The organism is Candidatus Poriferisocius sp. (assembly GCF_965208355.1).
In the GTDB taxonomy this organism is placed as follows: Bacteria; Actinomycetota; Acidimicrobiia; order Acidimicrobiales; family Bin134; genus Poriferisocius.
In genome coordinates this window covers 1,494,641-1,512,736 of the sequence record NZ_CBDBOM010000003.1, presented here as the reverse complement: position 1 = coordinate 1,512,736, position 18,096 = coordinate 1,494,641, and the positions used below count along the sequence as shown (strand labels likewise).

At 65.2% G+C, this 18,096-nt stretch carries 17 protein-coding genes; all 17 read left to right on the top strand.

The window, feature by feature from the left end; translation table 11 throughout:
• Nucleotides 1-29 precede the first annotated feature (29 nt).
• The 17 genes from ACOGXH_RS08305 (at nt 30) to ACOGXH_RS08225 (ending at nt 18,095) form a co-directional block, all read left to right on the top strand.
• Complete coding sequence (locus ACOGXH_RS08305; RefSeq protein ID WP_419928639.1) at nt 30-1,949, top strand: molybdopterin oxidoreductase family protein; 1,920 nt, start codon at nt 30-32, stop codon at nt 1,947-1,949.
• A complete protein-coding gene (locus tag ACOGXH_RS08300) occupies nt 1,942-3,693 on the top strand; it encodes an NADH-ubiquinone oxidoreductase-F iron-sulfur binding region domain-containing protein (RefSeq protein ID WP_419928638.1) in 1,752 nt (583 codons plus the stop codon). Before ACOGXH_RS08305 ends, ACOGXH_RS08300 begins: the two co-directional genes overlap by 8 nt.
• Nucleotides 3,690-4,529 (top strand): 2Fe-2S iron-sulfur cluster-binding protein, encoded by an 840-nt coding sequence (locus tag ACOGXH_RS08295; RefSeq protein WP_419928637.1) that lies wholly within the window; start codon nt 3,690-3,692, stop codon nt 4,527-4,529. Before ACOGXH_RS08300 ends, ACOGXH_RS08295 begins: the two co-directional genes overlap by 4 nt.
• Before the next feature lie 53 nt (nt 4,530-4,582).
• Nucleotides 4,583-6,184, top strand: coding sequence for an alpha/beta fold hydrolase (locus tag ACOGXH_RS08290; RefSeq protein WP_419928636.1), 1,602 nt, complete (start codon nt 4,583-4,585; stop codon nt 6,182-6,184).
• Between the two features lie 139 nt (nt 6,185-6,323).
• On the top strand, nt 6,324-6,707 hold the full coding sequence (locus tag ACOGXH_RS08285; protein ID WP_419928635.1) for a hypothetical protein: 384 nt from the start codon (nt 6,324-6,326) through the stop codon (nt 6,705-6,707).
• A 6-nt stretch (nt 6,708-6,713) separates the two neighbouring features.
• A complete protein-coding gene (locus ACOGXH_RS08280) occupies nt 6,714-7,598 on the top strand; it encodes a DUF222 domain-containing protein (protein WP_419928634.1) in 885 nt (294 codons plus the stop codon).
• Between the two features lie 94 nt (nt 7,599-7,692).
• Nucleotides 7,693-8,550, top strand: coding sequence for a bifunctional 5,10-methylenetetrahydrofolate dehydrogenase/5,10-methenyltetrahydrofolate cyclohydrolase (locus ACOGXH_RS08275; protein ID WP_419928633.1), 858 nt, complete (start codon nt 7,693-7,695; stop codon nt 8,548-8,550).
• A gap of 63 nt (nt 8,551-8,613) precedes the next feature.
• Nucleotides 8,614-9,768 carry an acetyl-CoA C-acetyltransferase gene (locus ACOGXH_RS08270; RefSeq protein WP_419928632.1) on the top strand — a complete coding sequence of 385 codons (1,155 nt, stop codon included), beginning with the start codon at nt 8,614-8,616 and terminating at the stop codon, nt 9,766-9,768.
• Between the two features lie 33 nt (nt 9,769-9,801).
• Nucleotides 9,802-10,335, top strand: a complete 534-nt coding sequence (locus ACOGXH_RS08265; protein ID WP_419928631.1) for a VOC family protein — start codon at nt 9,802-9,804, stop codon at nt 10,333-10,335.
• 24 nt (nt 10,336-10,359) lie between these two features.
• Nucleotides 10,360-11,358 (top strand): LLM class flavin-dependent oxidoreductase, encoded by a 999-nt coding sequence (locus ACOGXH_RS08260; RefSeq protein ID WP_419928630.1) that lies wholly within the window; start codon nt 10,360-10,362, stop codon nt 11,356-11,358.
• A 53-nt stretch (nt 11,359-11,411) separates the two neighbouring features.
• A complete protein-coding gene (locus ACOGXH_RS08255; RefSeq protein WP_419928629.1) occupies nt 11,412-12,797 on the top strand; it encodes a phytoene desaturase family protein in 1,386 nt (461 codons plus the stop codon).
• 49 nt (nt 12,798-12,846) lie between these two features.
• Nucleotides 12,847-14,007, top strand: coding sequence for an acyl-CoA dehydrogenase family protein (locus ACOGXH_RS08250; protein ID WP_419928628.1), 1,161 nt, complete (start codon nt 12,847-12,849; stop codon nt 14,005-14,007).
• Nucleotides 14,007-14,810, top strand: coding sequence for an SDR family oxidoreductase (locus tag ACOGXH_RS08245; protein WP_419928627.1), 804 nt, complete (start codon nt 14,007-14,009; stop codon nt 14,808-14,810). Before ACOGXH_RS08250 ends, ACOGXH_RS08245 begins: the two co-directional genes overlap by 1 nt.
• On the top strand, nt 14,807-15,697 hold the full coding sequence (locus tag ACOGXH_RS08240; protein ID WP_419928626.1) for a CoA transferase subunit A: 891 nt from the start codon (nt 14,807-14,809) through the stop codon (nt 15,695-15,697). Before ACOGXH_RS08245 ends, ACOGXH_RS08240 begins: the two co-directional genes overlap by 4 nt.
• A gap of 52 nt (nt 15,698-15,749) precedes the next feature.
• Complete coding sequence (locus ACOGXH_RS08235; protein WP_419928625.1) at nt 15,750-16,565, top strand: CoA-transferase; 816 nt, start codon at nt 15,750-15,752, stop codon at nt 16,563-16,565.
• A 55-nt stretch (nt 16,566-16,620) separates the two neighbouring features.
• Nucleotides 16,621-17,727 carry an LLM class flavin-dependent oxidoreductase gene (locus ACOGXH_RS08230; RefSeq protein ID WP_419928624.1) on the top strand — a complete coding sequence of 369 codons (1,107 nt, stop codon included), beginning with the start codon at nt 16,621-16,623 and terminating at the stop codon, nt 17,725-17,727.
• A complete protein-coding gene (locus ACOGXH_RS08225; protein ID WP_419928623.1) occupies nt 17,724-18,095 on the top strand; it encodes a nuclear transport factor 2 family protein in 372 nt (123 codons plus the stop codon). Before ACOGXH_RS08230 ends, ACOGXH_RS08225 begins: the two co-directional genes overlap by 4 nt.
• The last annotated feature ends 1 nt before the right edge of the window (nt 18,096 follow it).

The following is an 18,096-nucleotide window of genomic DNA, read 5'->3' as shown; positions in this document are numbered from 1 at the left end:
CAGGGTGCCTCTGGGGGAAAGGGGTGTTTATGGCGAGGCGGGAACGTTTGACCGTGCCGATGGTGCAGGACAACGGGAGCCTGCGAGAAGCGACGTGGGATGAGGCCCTGTCACGGGCCGCCACTGGGTTCAACCAGGTGCTCGAACAGCATGGACCACAGGCGTTCGGGATGTTCAGCTGCTCCAAGGCCACCAACGAGATGAACTACATCGCCCAGAAGTTCATCCGCACGGTGGTGGGCTCCAACAACATCGACTCCTGCAATCGAACTTGACACGCTCCTTCGGTCGTCGGTCTGGCGACAGTGTTCGGAGCGGGAGGGGGCACGAGCTCCTATCAGGAAATTGAGGAGGCCGACCTGATCCTCCTATGGGGGTCGAATGCCCGCGAGGCCCATCCCATCTTCTTCCATCACCTGCTCAAGGGCATCGACAACGGTGCCCGCATGTATTGCGTCGACCCCCGCTACACCTCCTCGGCCCAATTCTCCGACGTCTGGGTGGGCATCGACGTAGGCACCGACATCGCCTTGGCCAACGGCATCGGCCGGGAGATCATCCACGCTGGTTTGGCCAACCAAGACTTCATCGACCACTCCACCCAGGGATTCGAGGCCTACGCCGCCTCGGTGGAGCCGTTCACCCCCGACGCGGTGGCCGCCATCTGCGGCATCCCCGCCGAGGTGGTGGTGGAGATGGCCCACGCCTACGCCACCGCTGATACCGCTCAAATCTTGTGGACCCTGGGCATCACCGAGCACCACAACGCGGTGGACAACGTGTTGTCGCTTTGCAATCTGGCCCTGCTCACCGGCCATGTGGGGCGGTGGGGATCAGGGCTGGTGCCGCTGCGGGGTCAGAACAACGTGCAGGGCGGCGGCGACATGGGGGCCATCCCCAACAAATTCCCCGGATTTGCCAGCGTGGACGACCCCGACCATCGGACCCGTTTCGAAGCCGCCTACGGTCGGGAGCTCAACCCGGTGCCCGGTTGGCACCTCACGCTGATGTTCGAAGCCATGGAGCGGGGCGACCTGAGGGCGCTGTATGTGATTGGCGAGAACCCGGCCGATTCCGAGGCCGATGTGGCTCATGCCCGGGCCCAGATGGAAGGCCTGGACATCTTGGTGGTGCAGGACATTCTGATGACCCGCACCGCCGAGATGGCCGATGTGGTGCTGCCCGCCTCGGTGGCCTGGGCGGAGAGTGACGGCACCGTCACATCCAGCGAGCGTCGGGTTCAGCGGGTGCGCCCCGCGGTTTCGCCCCCCGGCCAAGCACGCCACGACATCGACATCTTGTGCGATATGGCCGAGGCCATGGGCGACGAGCTCGGTCCCCGCGACCCAGAGGCCGCCTGGGATGAGCTGCGCTCATTGTCGGCCATGCACGGGGGCATGGCTTGGGAGCGCCTCGAAGCTGCTGGCGGATTGCAATGGCCGTGCCCCGACGAGGACCACCCCGGCAGCACCTTCCTCCACGGCTGGCTGTGGGCCGACGATCTGGAGGGCCGCGACCCGGCTCCGTTCTCGGTGCTGGAACACGAGGGGCCGACTGAGGAGTTGAGCGAGGAATTTCCCCTGCGGCTCACCACCGGGCGGGCGCTGGACTCCTACAACACCGGGGTACAGAGCGGTAACTACGACTCGCCGCTGCGGTTTGCAGGTCTGGATTTGAATCCGACCGACGCCGCTGACCTGGGCATCGCCGACGGTGACCGGGTGCGAGTGTCCTCCCCACGGGGATCAGTGGAGATGAACGTCCGGCTGGTATCGAGCCTGCCGACAGGATTGGCATTCACCACATTGCACCACCCTGAGTTGATCGACGTGAATGTGCTCACCAACCCCGACTGGGACCCGAAATCCGGCACCGCAGAGTTCAAGGCGGCTGCGGTGCGGGTAGAACTGGTCGATGCCCCCGAGACCGCGGGGGCCACCGTTGGCTGACCTCCACTTCGGCGAAGACCAGCCCACCGATGCCGAGTTGGCCGCCATCGACGCCATCGTCTCCCCAGCCGACGCCGCCACTATCACCGAGACCGAACGGGTAGTGCGCGGAGGTCGCAGCCGGCGCCAAGGACTGCGCCACCTACTGCTGCCAGTGCTGCATTCGCTTCAGCATGAGATCGGCTGGATCAGCCCTGGCGGTTTGAACGGCGCGGCCAAGCGGCTGGGGGTACCGCCCGCCGAGGCCTATGGCGTGGCCACGTTCTATGAACTGCTACGCACGACTGACCCCGGACACCGTGATGACGTGGTCCACGTGTGCGTCGACCCGTCGTGTGCTCTGGCCGGCAACAAAGAACTGCGAACCTCACTGGAGGCCAGCGGGGCCAAGGTTCACAACAGCCCGTGCCTTGGTCAGTGCGAACGGGCTCCCGCTTTGTTTGTCCAAGGTGTAGGGCGGCCCGACCGGGTGCCGGCTGACGATGACGAGGACTTCCAATTGCCCCAAGCGGGTGACCCAGGACTGCGGGTGTTGCGCCGGGTTGGCGAAATCGATCCAACCTCCCTGGACTCCTACCGGGAACACGGTGGCTATCAGGCGTTGGCCGCGGCCATTGAAATGGGGCCTGATGCGGTGATCTTGGCCATCTCCGACTCCGGCCTGTCGGGGCGGGGCGGGGCGGCGTTTCCCACAGGCATCAAGTGGCGAGCTGTCGCCGACGAACCCGGTCCGGACAAGCACGTGGTGGCCAACTGCGACGAGTCGGAACCCGGCACCTTCAAAGACCGCATCATCTGCGAGCACGACCCTTTCGCAGTCATCGAGTCGATGACCATCGCCGGGCTGGCTACCGGGTCGCCCCACGGGTGGATCTACATCCGAGGCGAATACCCCCGAGCCACCGCCCGACTGGAGGGAGCTATTGCCCAAGCCCGTGCCGCGGGCCTGTTGGGCGACGACGTGGCCGGCAGCGGTCAGCGATTCGACATCGAGCTTCGCCGGGGGGCGGGGGCCTACATCTGTGGTGAGGAGACGGCGCTTTTCAACTCCATCGAGGGCTTCCGGGGCGAGCCCCGCAACAAGCCCCCCTTCCCCACCACGCATGGTCTTTTCAACCAGCCCACCGCCATCAACAACCCCGAGACTCTCGTCAACGTATTGGACATCGTGGTCGACGGCCCCGACGCCTACCGCTCGGTGGGCACCGAGCGCTCCCCCGGTACCCGGCTGTTCTGTCTTTCGGGGCGGGTGGGAGTACCTGGCCTCTACGAAGTGCCGTTCGGCACCACGCTTGGAGAACTGCTCGAGTTGGCTGGAGGGCCGGTGGGTTCGCTGGCCGCGGTATTGCTGGGGGGCGCGGCCGGAGTGTTCGTCGGTCCTGACGCCCTGGATATGCCCCTTACCTTGGAGGATGCCCGGGAGGCTGGGGCCACTTTGGGGTCAGGCGTGGTCACCGTGTTCGACAACACCGTGGACATGGAGGCGGTAGTCGTCCGCATCGCCGAGTTCTTCCGGGACGAGTCGTGCGGCCAGTGCGTCCCCTGTCGGGTCGGCACCCAGCGCCAGCATGAGGTGCTGGTAGAGCTGCAAGCCTCCGGGCAGGCGCTGGCGCCCCAGCGAGCCGAGCTGATCGACGACATGGCCCTGGCCATGGTGGATGCCTCCATCTGCGGCCTGGGCCACACCGCGGCCTCCGCGGTGCGCTCCGCGATCGACCTGGGCCTGATAGGAAATAGCTCGTGAGCCCTGCTGTCACTGAGACCGCGGTCACCATCCGGGTCGACGGCCAAGAAGTGGCCGTGCCCGAAGGAGCCACCATCCTGGATGCCTGCGATGCCGCCGGCGTGGAGACCCCCACCATCTGCTACGGCCCCACCCTCACCCCGGTAAACGTGTGCCGGGTGTGCGTGGTGGAGTTGGACGGCAGCCGGGCCCTAGTCCCCTCCTGCTCTCGCCCCGTCGAGGAGGGCATGGTGGTGCATACCGACAGCGAACGGGTGCGCCACAGCCGCAAGATGGTGATCGAGTTTCTGGCCACCGGGGTCGACGTGTCCCAGGCCGACGAGCTGGGCCAGTGGGCCGAGCACTACGGCGCCGACCCCGACCGCTACGTCCCCGGCGGCGAGACCATGAACGAGCCGGTGCGGGTGCAGGACAACCTCTACATCCGGGACTACGACAAGTGCGTGCTGTGCTACCGCTGCGTGGAAGCCTGCGGCGACGACGCCCAGCACACCTACGCCATCTCGGTGGCCGGCCGGGGTTTCGGCGCCCGAATCTCCACCGAGTTCGACGTGACCCTCCCCGACTCGGCCTGCGTGTACTGCGGCAACTGCGTGGCCGTGTGCCCCACCAACGCCCTCCAGTTCAAGACCGAGTTCGACCTGCGTGAGGCCGACAACTGGCGCCCCGAGGACCAAACCGTGACCCAAACCGTGTGCTCCTACTGCGGTGTGGGCTGCAACCTGGAACTCCACGTGCAAGACAACCAGATCGTCAAATGCACCTCCCCCGACGACCATGACGTCACCCAAGGCAACCTCTGCATCAAAGGCCGCTTCGGCTGGAACTACGTATAGCCCGGATGACAGGCAAACGGCGGGCTCTCTTTACGGGAGCCTTAGCGGTAGCTGTGGCTGTTGGTTCGTCATGTGGGAGCACTGCCACCTCGCCGAGAGCCCAAGAAGTCGCTCGTGCACTCGTCACTGCCACGCCCGCCGCCACTGCCACCGCCACGCCCGCCGCTCCGGAGGCGACCAGCGGAACGGAGCTCACTCCCCCGGCCACAGCACCAGCCGACCCCGCCGCCACCCCTCCTTCGCCCACGGCAAGGTCCGAGCCCTCCCCTGCCGGCGAGCGGATCGAGTGGACCGGATGCTTTGGCCTCGAGTGCGGCTTCGTGGACGTGCCCGCCGACTACCGGGCCCCCGAAGCCGGAACTATCCGGATCGCGGTCAACGTGCGCCGGGCCGCCAATCCTGATCAGCGAATCGGCTACTTGCTGGTGAACCCCGGCGGTCCCGGTGGGAGCGGCGTGGACTTCGTTGCCCGCGGCGGCGGTTTGTCCATGGCGCTGGTGGAGCGGTTCGACATTGTGGGGTTCGATCCCCGCGGCGTCGGCGCATCCGATCCCGCCTTCGCCTGTGGTGCCCCAGGAGAACAGATCGCTCTCCTCGCCACCATCGACCTGCCCATCGACTCACCGGAAGATGTGGCTGCTGGAGAAGCAGCGGCCAACCTTTGCCTTAAATCAATGGGCCCCATCGCCGGCCTGCTCCACAGCGAATATGTCGCCAGAGACATGGACGAAATCCGCAAGGCTCTGGGCGCCGATCAGATCTCCTATCTGGGATTCTCCTACGGCTCTGTACTGGGAGTTTGGTACGCCACGCTCTTTCCCCAAGCCGTACGGGCCATGGCGGTGGACGGTGCCGATAACCCGGTAGACCCCGCCAGCACCCGGGAGGAACGAATTGAGGAGATCATCGAGGAGATAGCCGCCTTCGCCGAACTGCTGGATCAGGCGTTGGCCGCCTGTTCCGATCCCCAATGCCCGATCTACAACGAGGGAGACCCGGTCGCCTACTTCAGACAGGCTTCTGCGGGGCTGGATCTGGTCAACCAGGCAGCGGACGGCCATCCCCTAGCCGGAGCGCTGGGAGTGCTCACGACGTTGTACAGCCAGGATTACTGGCCCCTCTTGTGGCAGGGGCTGTTTGACCTCCACGAGAATCACGATCCGTCGATCCTGTTGGAGTTCGCCTTGTTGCAATTGGGCGATGATCCCGGTGCGGCAAGCTTCACCGAGCACGTCAATTGTCTGGATGGCCTAGTCCTATATCCGGAGCTTGATCGAGAAACTCGAATCGAGGACATACTGGCTGCCGAGACTGTCTTAGAGGAGCAGTTCCCCCTGCTGGTCCTCATTGACCCCTCGTTTCCCAGCGCGTGCCCCTTCTACGACCAGTTCGCCCCCGATCCCCTACAAGGCCCTCTCAACGCCGGGAACGTGCCCGTCCTGGTGATCGGCAACCACTCCGACCCCGCCACCTCCTTCGGCGAATCCGAAGAACTGGTTACCGAAACCCTGGCCAACGGCTACCTAGTGGAAACCTCCCACATCGCCCACGTTGTCTACCCCCACAACCCCTGCGTAAACGACCACATCCACCGGGCACTGATCGACGTGGTGTACCCCAATGAGCAGCGGGTCGTGTGCGAACCGCAAAAGTGACAAACGACGACACCGGCATCGGCTTCAGCTGCCCAGTCACTGCCTTCTTCATCTGAAGACCTAGGCGGGCTCGTCCCACCGACTCCATGTGTAGAGCCAGCCCCGGGGATACTGTCACTGGCGTCGGTAGACTTGTGGCATGGATTTAGGTGTTCTCACCAGGGTAAACGCCACTCGGGATGGCCTCGGGCAGAAGAGCCGTGGTAGTCGCGGCGTGGAGGTCGAGCTGGCTGATTTCTCGGGCCTGGAGTCGGGTGATTTGGTCAAGTTGATCCTCCAAACTGACTCGGCTCGGCGGCAGCTTGATGGCTATCTGACCGCTTTGTTGGGTCGTCTGGGCGATCTGGAGGGGGAAGACGCAGTTGAAGAGTTGTGCCGGCAGTTTGGGCTCGGGCGTCACCGGGCTCGTCAGCAGGCCAAGGCCGCGGGAGCACTCAAGGCGTTGCCCGACACGCTGGAGGCGGCCAAGCAAGGGTGGATCTCCATTGACCATGCCCGGGTTATGGGTGAGTCGCATGAGTGAGCACCGTTGTCCCAGGCCGAGGAGCTTGAGCTGATTGTCTTGGCCATTTCCGAAGGTCTCGACCAGTTCAAGAAGACCGTGGCACGGGGTGAGGATCAACGCCGGGCTGAGGACGGGTTAACCCGCCATGAGCGGCAGCGGGAGCGTCGTTGCGGCAAGGTGTTCGATGGCGAGAACGAGATGGTCGTTCTGCACGCCGAGTTTGACCGAGTTGCGGGCGATCGGGTCAGGACCGCTGTTCACGACCTGAGTGATCGGCTATTCCGCGACGATGCCAAGTCTGGAAGCGACCGCACCCACGATCAACGCATGGCCGATGCCCTAGTCACGCTCATTACTCAACAACCTGAGAGCTCTGGAACTTCCGAGAGCGAAGACCTTGAGAACGACAGCTCAGAATGCGACGGGATTGTGCCGCAGGCCACCACGCTGATCGTCTCCGTCGACTACGACGCGCTCAGCGGCCAGCTCAAGAATGCCGGGCTGATTGATGGGACGCCGATCGACATCGACGACTTCCGCCACATCGCCTGCGGCGCCGGCGTCGTCCCCGCCATCTTCGCCGCCGACGGCCAGCCGCTCTACCTAGGAAGAAAGCAGCGAGCCGTCACCGCCGCTCAGAAATTGGCGCTGATAGCCCGAGACAAGCAGTGCGTCGGATGCGGCATGCGGGCCAGCGCCTGCGATGCCCACCACATCGTCTGGTGGGACCACGACGGCCCCACCGACATCACCAACCTGGTCTTACTGTGCCCGAAGTGCCACAAGAAGGTCCACAAGCAGGGCTACGCGGTCGCTCGAGGCCCTGACGGAAGACACCAATTGAAATCACCGAAGCGTGGCTCCGCCGGAGCACTCCCCCGAGGACCAACCCGTACCGCCGCGGCCTAGCCCGTCGCCCGAAATACCGGTACTGAGACTTCCTGTCGTAAAGGGCCCAGTTGGTCATTGTGCCCGTCCCATGAATGAGCGAGAATTCCGGGCGATGACTGCTATCAAACTCGACGGCGAAATGCTGTCAGCCGAAATTAAAGAGGGCCTGCGGGAGCGGATCGCTGCGCTGGCCGAAAAAGGCGTAACCCCAGGATTGGGCACGCTGCTGGTGGGCGACGACGGGCCGTCGGCCAACTACGTGGCCATGAAGCACCGCGACAGCGAGGAGTTGGGAATGGGTTCTCGGGAGGTCCACCTCCCTGCTGATGCATCCCAGGAAGAGGTGGACGCCGTGGTGGACGACTTCAACGCCGATCCGGCGGTGGACGCCTACATCATGCAGTACCCGTTTCCGGACCATCTGGACTACGAGACCGCCTTGTTACGGGTGCTGCCGGAGAAAGATGCCGACGGACTGCACCCAGTGAACCTGGGGCGGCTGGTGCAGGGGGTGGACGCTCCGCTGGCCTGTACCCCTCGGGGCATTCAGCTCATGCTGGAGCGCTACGAGATCCCCATTGCCGGCCAGCACGTGGTGATCATCGGCCGGGGCCTCACCATCGGCCGGCCGCTGGCCAACTTGCTGTCGTTGAAGCGTCCCAACGCCAACGCCGCAGTCACCGTGGTCCACACCGGGGCGGGCGACATCTCCCGCTATACCAAGAACGCCGACATCCTCATTGCCGCGGCCGGGGCGCCCCGCATGGTGAAGGCCGACATGGTCAAGCCCGGTGCGGCGGTGGTGGCCGCCGGGGTGAGCTTTGCCGACGGCAAGCTGGTTTCAGACGTGGACGACGATGTAGCCGAGGTGGCGGGCTGGCTGTCGCCTCGAATCGGCGGGGTGGGGCCAATGACCCGTACCATGCTTATGGCCAACACCGTGGCCGCCGCCGAGCGGGCCGTGGGCTGAAAACCCCGGCTCGCCGAAGGACAACCAACAACCACACCAGACAAGCATCCAGAGGACATAGCCATGGCCGACGCCTACATCATCGACGCAGTTCGCTCCCCTATGGGCCGCTTCGGCGGAGGACTTAGCCACCTGCACCCGGCCGACCTCGGCGCCAACATCCTGAGCGGCCTGATTGAGCGCACCGGCGTGGACCCTGGTGCGGTGGACGACTGCATCATGGGCTGCGTGGGCCAGATCGGCGCCCAAGCGTTCAACGTGGCCCGAAACGCCTGGCTGTCGGCTGGACTCCCCGAGCACGTCCCGGCAGTGAGCATCGATCGCCAGTGCGGATCGTCGCAACAGGCGGTGCATTTTGCGGCACAAGGGGTCATGTCGGGCACCCAAGACCTGGTGGTGGCCGGCGGTGTAGAGGTAATGAGCCTCATCACCCTCAACAGCCAGGGCGACGTGGGCCCTGATCTGGGCATGCGCTACCCCTTCGACGGCGACGGCTGGGCCGAGCGTTTCGGCGACGAAGAGGTTCACCAGTTCCGGGGCGGCAACCTGATCGCCGAGCGCTGGGACGTCACCCTGGAGGACATGAACGGCCTGGCCCTGCGCAGCCACCAAAACGCGGCCCGGGCCTGGGAGGAAGGCCGGTTCGAACGCGAGGTGCAGGCGGTTGGCGAATGCAACCGGGACGAGGGCATCCGGCCCGACACCTCGATGGAGAAGATGGCTAAGTTGCGGCCGTTTTCCGAGCATGGCCCGCTGACCGCGGCCAACTCCAGTCAGATCACCGACGGATCGGCCGCGTTGCTTATCGCCTCCGAGAAGGCGGTGGCCGAGCACGGCCTCACTCCCCGGGCCCGAGTCCACACCATGGCGGTGGTGGGCAGCGATCCGGTGCTTATTCTCACCGGCCCGATCCCGGCCACGGCCAAGGTGCTGGAGCGAGCCGGCATGGGGCTCGACGACATCGACCTGTTCGAGTGCAACGAGGCCTTCGCCTCGGTGGTGCTGGCCTGGGCCAAAGAGACCGGCGTTGATATGGACAAGGTGAACGTCAACGGAGGGGCCATCGCCCTTGGTCATCCCCTGGGAGCCAGTGGCGCCCGCATCATGACCACCCTGCTCAATGAATTGGAGCGCTCTGGTGGACGCTACGGCCTCCAGACCATGTGCGAGGGCGGCGGATTGGCAAACGCCACCATCATCGAGAACCTGGCTGCGTAGCCAGGCAAGATCCCCGAGGAGACAGCGAAGACTATGGGCATCCACATCGACCACATTTCATTGCTGGTGAAAGACCTGGTTCAGGCTGAAGAGGACTGGCGCCAGATCCTCGAAGTGCTGGCCCCAGGCCACACCATGAAGGTCACCCGAGGCGCGGGCGCTGACGACATGGACGGCACCCCCATGGCGTGGGTCACGTTCCAGAACCCCGACCCCACCGGCGTGTCTATTCAGCTGTGGTCGCCCGCAGAGCCCGGCCACTGGCCCGACAAAGTGTTGGCCAAGAAGGGCGAGTACGTCCACCACATCGCCTTCTGCTCTGACGATTTCGACACCATGATCGACGGGGTGCGCGACGCCGACATCCCCCTGGTAATGGACGAGCCCAGCAATCCCGACAGCCAGCCGTGGCTGAAGTGGAACTTCATCCCGCCCGACAAGGCCCACGGCCCGCTAATCGAATTGGCCACCCGCTACCTGTCGGTGGGCGAAGAGTGGCTCCCCCACCCCGACAACGCCGAAAACCAGCCTTTAGCCGACGAGCTCCACGACCGATTCGCCGGCTAGCAAGCTCCCCGCTGCGCTCAAGACATGACCAACTCCCCGGTGGCCATCACCATGCCGGTGGAGGACGGGCTACCCATCGGATGGCTCACCGATCTGGTGGTGGATGCCGAACAAGCCGGCATCGACACCGCGCTGGTGGGCGAAGTAGCCGGTCCCGAGGCGTTTGCCACACTGGGGGCCATGGCCGCTCGCACCCAGCGCATCCGGCTCGGCTCGGGCATCGTGGCCGCCTACACCCGCTCCCCCGCCCTCACCGCCATGGGGTTTGCCACTCTGGCCTCGCTAGCCCCAGGCCGGATAGTCGCTGGCATTGGAGCGAGCAGCCCCATCGTGGTGGGTCGCTGGCACGGCGGCGACTTTGAGCAGCCCCTGGCCACCGTGCGGGAGTTCATCGGCCTGCTCCGGGCTGCGCTGGCTGGCGAGAAGCTGAACCACGACGGCCCCCGGTTCCGATCCAAGGGGTTCCGGATCGACCTGCCCCCGGTGGAGGTGCCCATCTGGCTGGGCGCCATCAACCCTCGAATGCTGGCGATGGCCGGAGAGATTGCCGATGCAGTGTTCATGACCTGGTGCCCGCCCTCGGAAGTCGCGCCCAAGCGCAAGTTCGTCGAGTTTGCGGCAGCCGAAGCCGGACGCGACCCCGCTGAAGTTTCCACGGTGCTGTCGTTCTGGGCCTATTCCGGCCCCGAACCGGAACAAGCCATGGAGCGGATGCGCCGCCAAGTGCTGGCCTACGCCATGGTCCCCACCCACCAACCCGCATTCGTCGACACGTTTGAGAACCTCCCTGAGGTCGCCGAAGCCTGGCACAAGGGCGACCGGGCCAAGGCGCTCTCACTGGTGCCCGACGAGGCTGTACTGGCCCAATGCACCCTCGGGCCCGACATGCTGGCCAAACGAATTGACACCTACCGGGCCGCAGGAGTGGACCTGCCCATCGTGCTGCTCACCGGTGCCCACGTGGGCGACGACGTCGGGCCCCAGGCCACAGTGGACGCCCTGAGCCACATCGCCACCCCCTGAGGGGTCGCGTTCATAACGTGCCGCCCATCGGCCCACCCTCTTAGTATCCCCCCATGACCAAATGCGACGTAGTCGTCATTGGCGCCGGTGCGGCCGGGCTGAGCGCCGGGGCCCTTCTGGCCGCGGAAGGCAAATCGGTCACCCTGCTAGAACGCTCGCCCTTCTTGGGTGGTCGGGCGCTGGCCGCAGACGACGATGGCTTCAAGGTCAACCTCGGCGGTCACCTCATCGAGGACCCCGGATCGGGCCTGACCAAGGTGTTCGAGCACGTCGGCAAAGAACTCATCCACGGCGAGGTGTCCCACGACATGCCGATCTGGGACAACGACACCCAAACGTGGGGGTCAATCCGCGACCGTTACCCCGACAAGACCGAAGTCAAAAAGGTCATCAAAGCCATCACAGAGAGCTCATGGGACGAGCTCGAGGAGTGGGACGACCGCCCCATGCGGGAATGGCTGGCCCAATACACCTCTGACCAGGGGGTCTACGACCTCTACGAGTTCATTGCCGTGCTGGAGTGCATGACCGACGAATGGTACGACCATTCGGCCAGCGACAACCTGTGGGTGCGCAAGATGCACTACGAGGAGCGGCACATGGCCGCCTACTCCTGCTGGCCCGGACAGGGCTGGGACGGCATGTGGCAAGACCTGGCCGACGGCTTCACCGAGCACGGCGGCGAGCTGCGGATGCAGACCCCGGCCGGCCGGGTGCTGATCGAGAACGGCGCCGTGGTCGGCGTGTCCATCCCCCACGAGCCCAAGGTGCCCGTCGACTACGACGTCGGCGAGGTAATCGAGTGCGACGCGGTGATCTCCACGCTGCCGGTGTGGAACGTGTTCAACGTGGTGCCCGAGTGGGAGCTGCCCGAGTGGTACACCAGCCAGATCCGCTATCTGGCCCAAGACCAGTATCGGGTGACCATGCTCAACCTCTACTTTGCCACCGAGGAACCGGTGACCATGTTCGACCCCCGGGAGCTGGCTACTTGGCTGGCAACCCCCCACAGCCCGACGCCGGGGTACATGTACGACCAAGCGGCCATGGACCCCAACGGCATTCCCGATGGGCTCCACCTCTACTGCACCGGTGGCATCGTTCCCGGCTCCCGCGGGCGGGACCGGCGCTACATCGAGGACATGTACAACCGCCTCGAACAGGGCCTCTACGTGATGTACCCCGGCCTGGCCGAGCACGTGTGGAAGAGGCGCTTGTACGTGTTCGACCCGGCGTTCGGCGTGGCGCAGAAGCCCATGCTGGTGGGCAAGTTCCGACCTCATTGGCGAGCCCCCACCGTCGACGGCCTGTACTTCGCCAGCGAGACCTTCCGCAGCCGGGGCATCGGCACCGACCGGTCGGCCCGGGCCGCCCTTACCTGCGTTGAGGACATCCTGGGCCGCCGCATCCCCACCTTCGGCGACGGCTGGCGCTATTGAGCACGGCCAACTGACAGACTGATTGAGCAGAGCAAGGAGCGAATAGCAGATGGAGTTCACCCTCACCGACGAGCAGACGATGTTCCAAGAGATGGTCCGCAACTGGGTCGAGAAGGAATGCCCCAAGGACGCGGCCCGCGACTACGAGGCCCAGGAGTTCAAGTACCCGTTCGAGCTGTGGGACAAGATGTCCGAGGCCGGGTTCCACGCCATCGGCCTGCCCCCCGAACTGGGTGGACAGGGCGGCGACGTGGTCACCCAGATGATCCTCACCCGAGAACTGGCCCGCTCGCTGGCCGGGCTGACCTGGATCTTCGGCATCTCGTCGTTTTGCGCCAAGTCGATCAACAAGTTCGCCTCCGACGTGGCCCGCGAGGAGCTGATCCCCCAGTTGGCCGAAGGCAAGCTGCGGGTAGCCATCGCCGTCACCGAGCCGTCGGGGGGCACCGACCTCATGGGGGCCATGCGCACCCGGGCCACCAAGGTGGACGGCGGGTGGAGCATCACCGGCCAGAAGATCTGGTCGACCGCGGCCCACGTGTCCGACTACCTATTCCTGATGGCCCGCACCGAGGACATCGTGGACAAGCCGGCCCGAGGGGTGACGCTGTTCTTGGTGAAACAGCCTTCGGAGGGCTTGGAGTGCCACCAAATCCCCAAGGTGGGCATGAAGTCGGTGGGATCGTGCGAGGTGTTCCTCGACGACGTGTTCGTGCCCGACGAGTACGTGGTGGGCCAGCCGGGCCAGGGCTTCTACCAAATGCTGTCCACCCTCAACAACGAGCGGATCATGGTGGCCGCACTGTGCACCGGAATCATCGACGGCTGCATCGAGGAAGCTATGAGTTATCTGATGGAGCGGGAGGCCTTCGGCAAGAAGATCGGCTCGTTCCAGGTGTGGCACCAGAACCTGGCCGATATGGCCATGATGCAGAAGCAGGCCGAGCTGATGACCTACTACGCGGCCTGGAAGTCGGAGTCGGGCGAGGACTGCGGCCGGGAGGCCAACATGGCCAAGGTGGTGGCCTCGGAGTACGCCGGCAAGTGCTCTGACATTGCCATCCAGGTGCTGGGGGGCATGGGCTACGCCCTGGAGACCCACCCTCAGCGCTACTGGCGAGACAGCCGCCTGTATCGCATTGGGCCCATCACCAACGAGATGGCGAGGAACAGCATCGCCGAGACCTTCGGGCTCCCACGCAGCTTCTAGTGGCTAAGCCATTGGACAATCGGGTGGCGCTGGTCACTGGCGCGGGTCGAGGGATTGGGTTGGCGGTAGCGACCCGTCTTGCTCGTGATGGGGCATTCGTGGTGGTTAATGACTTGGACGGCGATGTCGCCGAGAAGGCAGCAGCCGCGATCGCCGCTGACGGCGGACAGGCGGTAGCTTCCCCCGGCTCGGTGGTCGACCATGACGACATCGCCGCGATGCTGGACACCACCCAAGACTCGTTCGGCGGCTTGGACATCCTGGTGAACAACGCGGGTATCACCGCCGACGCCATGGCCCACAACATGACCGACCAGCAGTGGAACCTCGTCTGCGACGTGGCCCTAACGGGCACATTCAACCTGTGCCGAGCGGCCTTTCCCCAGCTGCGGGGCAGTCGCGACAACCCGCCGGGCCATCACCGCAAGGTGGTGAACATGGCATCCATCAATGGCATCTACGGAATCGCCGGCAACGTCAACTACTCAGCGGCCAAAGGCGGGGTGATCGCGCTCACCAAGTCGCTGGCTCGGGAATGGGCCCGCCACCGGATCAACGTCAACGCAGTGGCACCGGGGTACATCGCCGGCACTCGCCTCACCGGGGCCCGGGACGACAACACCGGCCTGGGTATCCCCGAGGCCATCATCGAGCGCATCGAGGCCCAGATCCCCATTGGACGCGCTGGAACCCCCGAAGACGTGGCCGGGGCCTGCGCTTGGCTGGCATCACCGGACTCCGACTATGCAACTGGGCAGGTGATCGAGCTCCACGGAGGACGAGAGATGGTTGAGCTGCTATGAGCGCCGAGAAGCTGTCCACTCTTGAGAACGCGGCTGCCCTCGTTCGCGACGGAGACACCGTAGCCATTCAGAACATGGCGACGCAGGCCGCGCCCATGGCGCTGGTTAGGGAGCTGATCCGCCAAGGCCGACGTGATCTCGGGGTGGTCTGCCTGGTGGGCGGCATATCAGTGGACTGGCTGGCCGCCGCCGGGGCCATGAACCGCCTCATCGGCGCTGCCGTGTCAATGGAGCAGTTCGGTCTGTGCCAGCGCTACCGCAAAGCAGTGGAGGCTGGCGCGATCCGAGTGGAGGAGCTGTCGGAAACGGCGCTCAATGCCCGGTTGGGGGCAGGGGCTCGCAACCTGCCGTTCTTGCCCACCCGGGGACTGATCGGCACCGATCTGATTGACGTGAACGACAACCTGCTGATGCTGGATGACCCGTTTGGCGGGCCATCGGTGGTGGCCTGCAAGGCGCTGGTGCCCGATGTGGCCCTGGTGCATGCCCACAAGGCCGACCGATTCGGCAACATCGGCTATGAGCCCACCGCGCTGTGGCCTGATCTGGGAATCATGCCCAAGGCCGCCACCACGGTGATCGTCACCGCCGAGGAGATCGTCGACTCCGAAGTGCTGCGGGCCAACCCCGACCGCACCGTGTTGCCGGGCTTCATGGTGGACGCGGTGGTCGAGGCTCCCTTCGGCGCCCACCCAACATCCTTCTCTCCCCGATATGGGTACGACACCGCCATGCATTTGGAATGGATCGGCACAGCCCGCGACGATGAGGCAGTGGCGGCGTTCATGGAGAAATACGTGACCGGTCCCGCCGATCACGCTGCCTATTTGGAAACGGTAGGAGGCGCCGAGCGACAGGCAGCCCTAGAGAACTGGGAGCAGACGTGAGGGTGTTCGTTGGCGGGACCATGTCCGGAAGGAAGACATCGGAGAGAACAGGATGAGCGACTGGCAGAACAGCCCTCCCGCTGACGACTGGACAATCGACGAGTTGATGATCGCCCGTCTGGCTGACTGCTTCGCCGACGGCGACCAGGCCTGCAACGGCATGGCATCGTTCGTGCCGGTCAGCGCCTTCTGGCTGGCCCGACTCACCCATGCCCCCGACCTGGTGTGGTTGGCGGGGGCAGTGGGCCTGGAGCCCCGGCCCGACCGGGTGCCGGCCTCCACCCTGGAAGCCCCCCTGTGGCGCGATTCCATCATGTATGTGGAGCAGTACGGCGACTTCTGGAACTTCGCCCTCAATGGCCGGTGGCTCACCAAGTTCTGCGTGGGGGCCGCTCAGCTCGACCGCTACGGCAACGGCAACAACTCGGTGATCGGCGCTGACTACCACAACCCCCGGGTGCGCCTGCCGGGAACCGCCGGGCTGGGCGACATGGGATCGATCGGCAAGTCGCTCTATTACTGGAACCCCAACCACAACCCCCGCTCGCTGGTGGAGAGCGTGGACTTCATCTCCTGCGCCGGATACCTGGGCGGCGGTTCCGAGCGGGCTGATGCCGGACTTGATGGCGGACCCGAGCTGGTGATCACCAACCTCTGCGTCATGGACTTCCATCCGGAAACCCGCCACATGCAGGTGGCATCTCTCCACCCAGGTGTGACCTTCGAACAGGTGCAGGAGGCCACCGGCTTCGAGCTGCCCGCACCGGAAGGCGCTACCCCCACCACCACGGTGCCCACCGCCGAGCAGGTGCGCCTGATCCGCGACGTCATCGACCCCGACGGGATGCGCCGTCGCGAATTTGGCTGATGAGAGACCACACAGCATCGCGCCGGTTTGTCCGCACGAGGGACAGGAACAGCGGATGAGAGACCTCGAAATCGGCGTTCCGGGCCAGATCATGCCCCCGGCTCACCGGGCGGTGGAACTGGGCCAGCGGGCCGAGGCCGACGGTTACGACGCCCTGTGGTGGCCGTGCCATCTGATGGGCTGGCACCCCGACTCGATCTGGACGCCGGACATGAGTCCGCTGGCCGCCGTCCAGCCCAGCGGCCATGTGTACTTCGATCCGCTGGTGATGATGGGCGCAGTAGGAGCCCAGACCGAAACCATCAAAGTCGGGGCCGTCGTCACCGACCTGATCCGCCGCCACCCGGCCATGGTGGCCAACATGGCCCTCACCCTCGACCACCTGACCCAGGGCCGGGCCATATTGGGTTTGGGCTCGGGCGAGCGAATGAACGTGACCCCCTATGGCATGGACTTCGACCGCCCGGTCGGCCGCCTGGAGGAGGGCATCGAGATCATCCGGGCCCTGTGGGGGGCCGACGGACCCATCGACTACGAGGGCAAGTTCCATCACATGAAGGACGCCGTGCTGGGCCTCTCGCCCTACGGGGACACTCCCCCGCCGATCTGGACGGCGGCCCACGGCCCTCGCATGCTGCGCATCACCGGGAGACTGGCCGACGGCTGGCTACCAACCAAGCTGGCCCCGGATGTCTACGCCGACTCGCTGGCTACCATCCGCCAGGCGTCGGTGGAGGCGGGCCGTGACGCAGAGGCGGTCACCCCCGGACTGCTGGCCTACGTGCTAGCCGCTCCCGACGAGGCCACGCTGCGGCGCATGCAGGAGGCGCCGCTGCTGCGGGCCATCATGGTGATGCTGCCCCCGCAGATCTTCCGTGAACTCGGTGTGGAGCCCCCTGAGGGATTCCACGATCTGATCCCCGCGTCGGTGCCCCGGGAGCAGGCCGAGGCCATCATCGACGGCATCCCCCCCAAGGTGGTGGACTACTACTGCTTCTGCGGCACCCCGGAGCAGATCGCCGAGGAGGTCCGCACCTACTACGACGCTGGCCTGCGCCATCTGATCATGTGGAACGTCACCGCCTTCGGCGACCCCGAACTGGCCGGTTGGTCGTTCAAGGCCATGCGCGAGGTCAAAGACATTTTGCGAGGCGGCGGATGAGCCCCCTCGAGACCGTGAAGGACTACTTCACCGCGCTCAACACCGAGGACTGGGAGCTCATGGCCTCGGTGTTGCATCCCGAGCTCGACCTGATCCCGTCGGGATCGCGGCCCCGCATCGGCTCCGACAAGGCCATCGCCATGTTCGAGAAGATCTTCGAGCGGTTCCCAGTGCACCAGGACAAACCCACCCGATTCTTAGAGTCCGGCAGCACTGTTGTGGTGGAGATCACCTTCAACGGCGCCACGGCCGATGGACGAGAGGTGGCCTTCGATGCCGTAGACATCTTCGACGTGGAAGACGGCCGCATCTGCCGTCTCTCCCAGTGGTTCGACACTGCCGCCTTGGCTGCCATGCTAGAAAGTTGAA

What these genes read in the sequence shown, in the direction of transcription:
- ACOGXH_RS08260 (WP_419928630.1), top strand. Translation starts at nt 10,360, where the DNA reads ATGACCAACTCCCCGGTGGCCATCACCATGCCGGTGGAGGACGGGCTA.
- ACOGXH_RS08270 (WP_419928632.1), top strand. Translation starts at nt 8,614, where the DNA reads ATGGCCGACGCCTACATCATCGACGCAGTTCGCTCCCCTATGGGCCGC.
- ACOGXH_RS08255 (WP_419928629.1), top strand. Translation starts at nt 11,412, where the DNA reads ATGACCAAATGCGACGTAGTCGTCATTGGCGCCGGTGCGGCCGGGCTG.
- ACOGXH_RS08235 (WP_419928625.1), top strand. Translation starts at nt 15,750, where the DNA reads ATGAGCGACTGGCAGAACAGCCCTCCCGCTGACGACTGGACAATCGAC.
- ACOGXH_RS08285 (WP_419928635.1), top strand. Translation starts at nt 6,324, where the DNA reads ATGGATTTAGGTGTTCTCACCAGGGTAAACGCCACTCGGGATGGCCTC.
- ACOGXH_RS08230 (WP_419928624.1), top strand. Translation starts at nt 16,621, where the DNA reads ATGAGAGACCTCGAAATCGGCGTTCCGGGCCAGATCATGCCCCCGGCT.
- ACOGXH_RS08225 (WP_419928623.1), top strand. Translation starts at nt 17,724, where the DNA reads ATGAGCCCCCTCGAGACCGTGAAGGACTACTTCACCGCGCTCAACACC.
- ACOGXH_RS08275 (WP_419928633.1), top strand. Translation starts at nt 7,693, where the DNA reads ATGACTGCTATCAAACTCGACGGCGAAATGCTGTCAGCCGAAATTAAA.
- ACOGXH_RS08250 (WP_419928628.1), top strand. Translation starts at nt 12,847, where the DNA reads ATGGAGTTCACCCTCACCGACGAGCAGACGATGTTCCAAGAGATGGTC.
- ACOGXH_RS08265 (WP_419928631.1), top strand. Translation starts at nt 9,802, where the DNA reads ATGGGCATCCACATCGACCACATTTCATTGCTGGTGAAAGACCTGGTT.
- ACOGXH_RS08240 (WP_419928626.1), top strand. Translation starts at nt 14,807, where the DNA reads ATGAGCGCCGAGAAGCTGTCCACTCTTGAGAACGCGGCTGCCCTCGTT.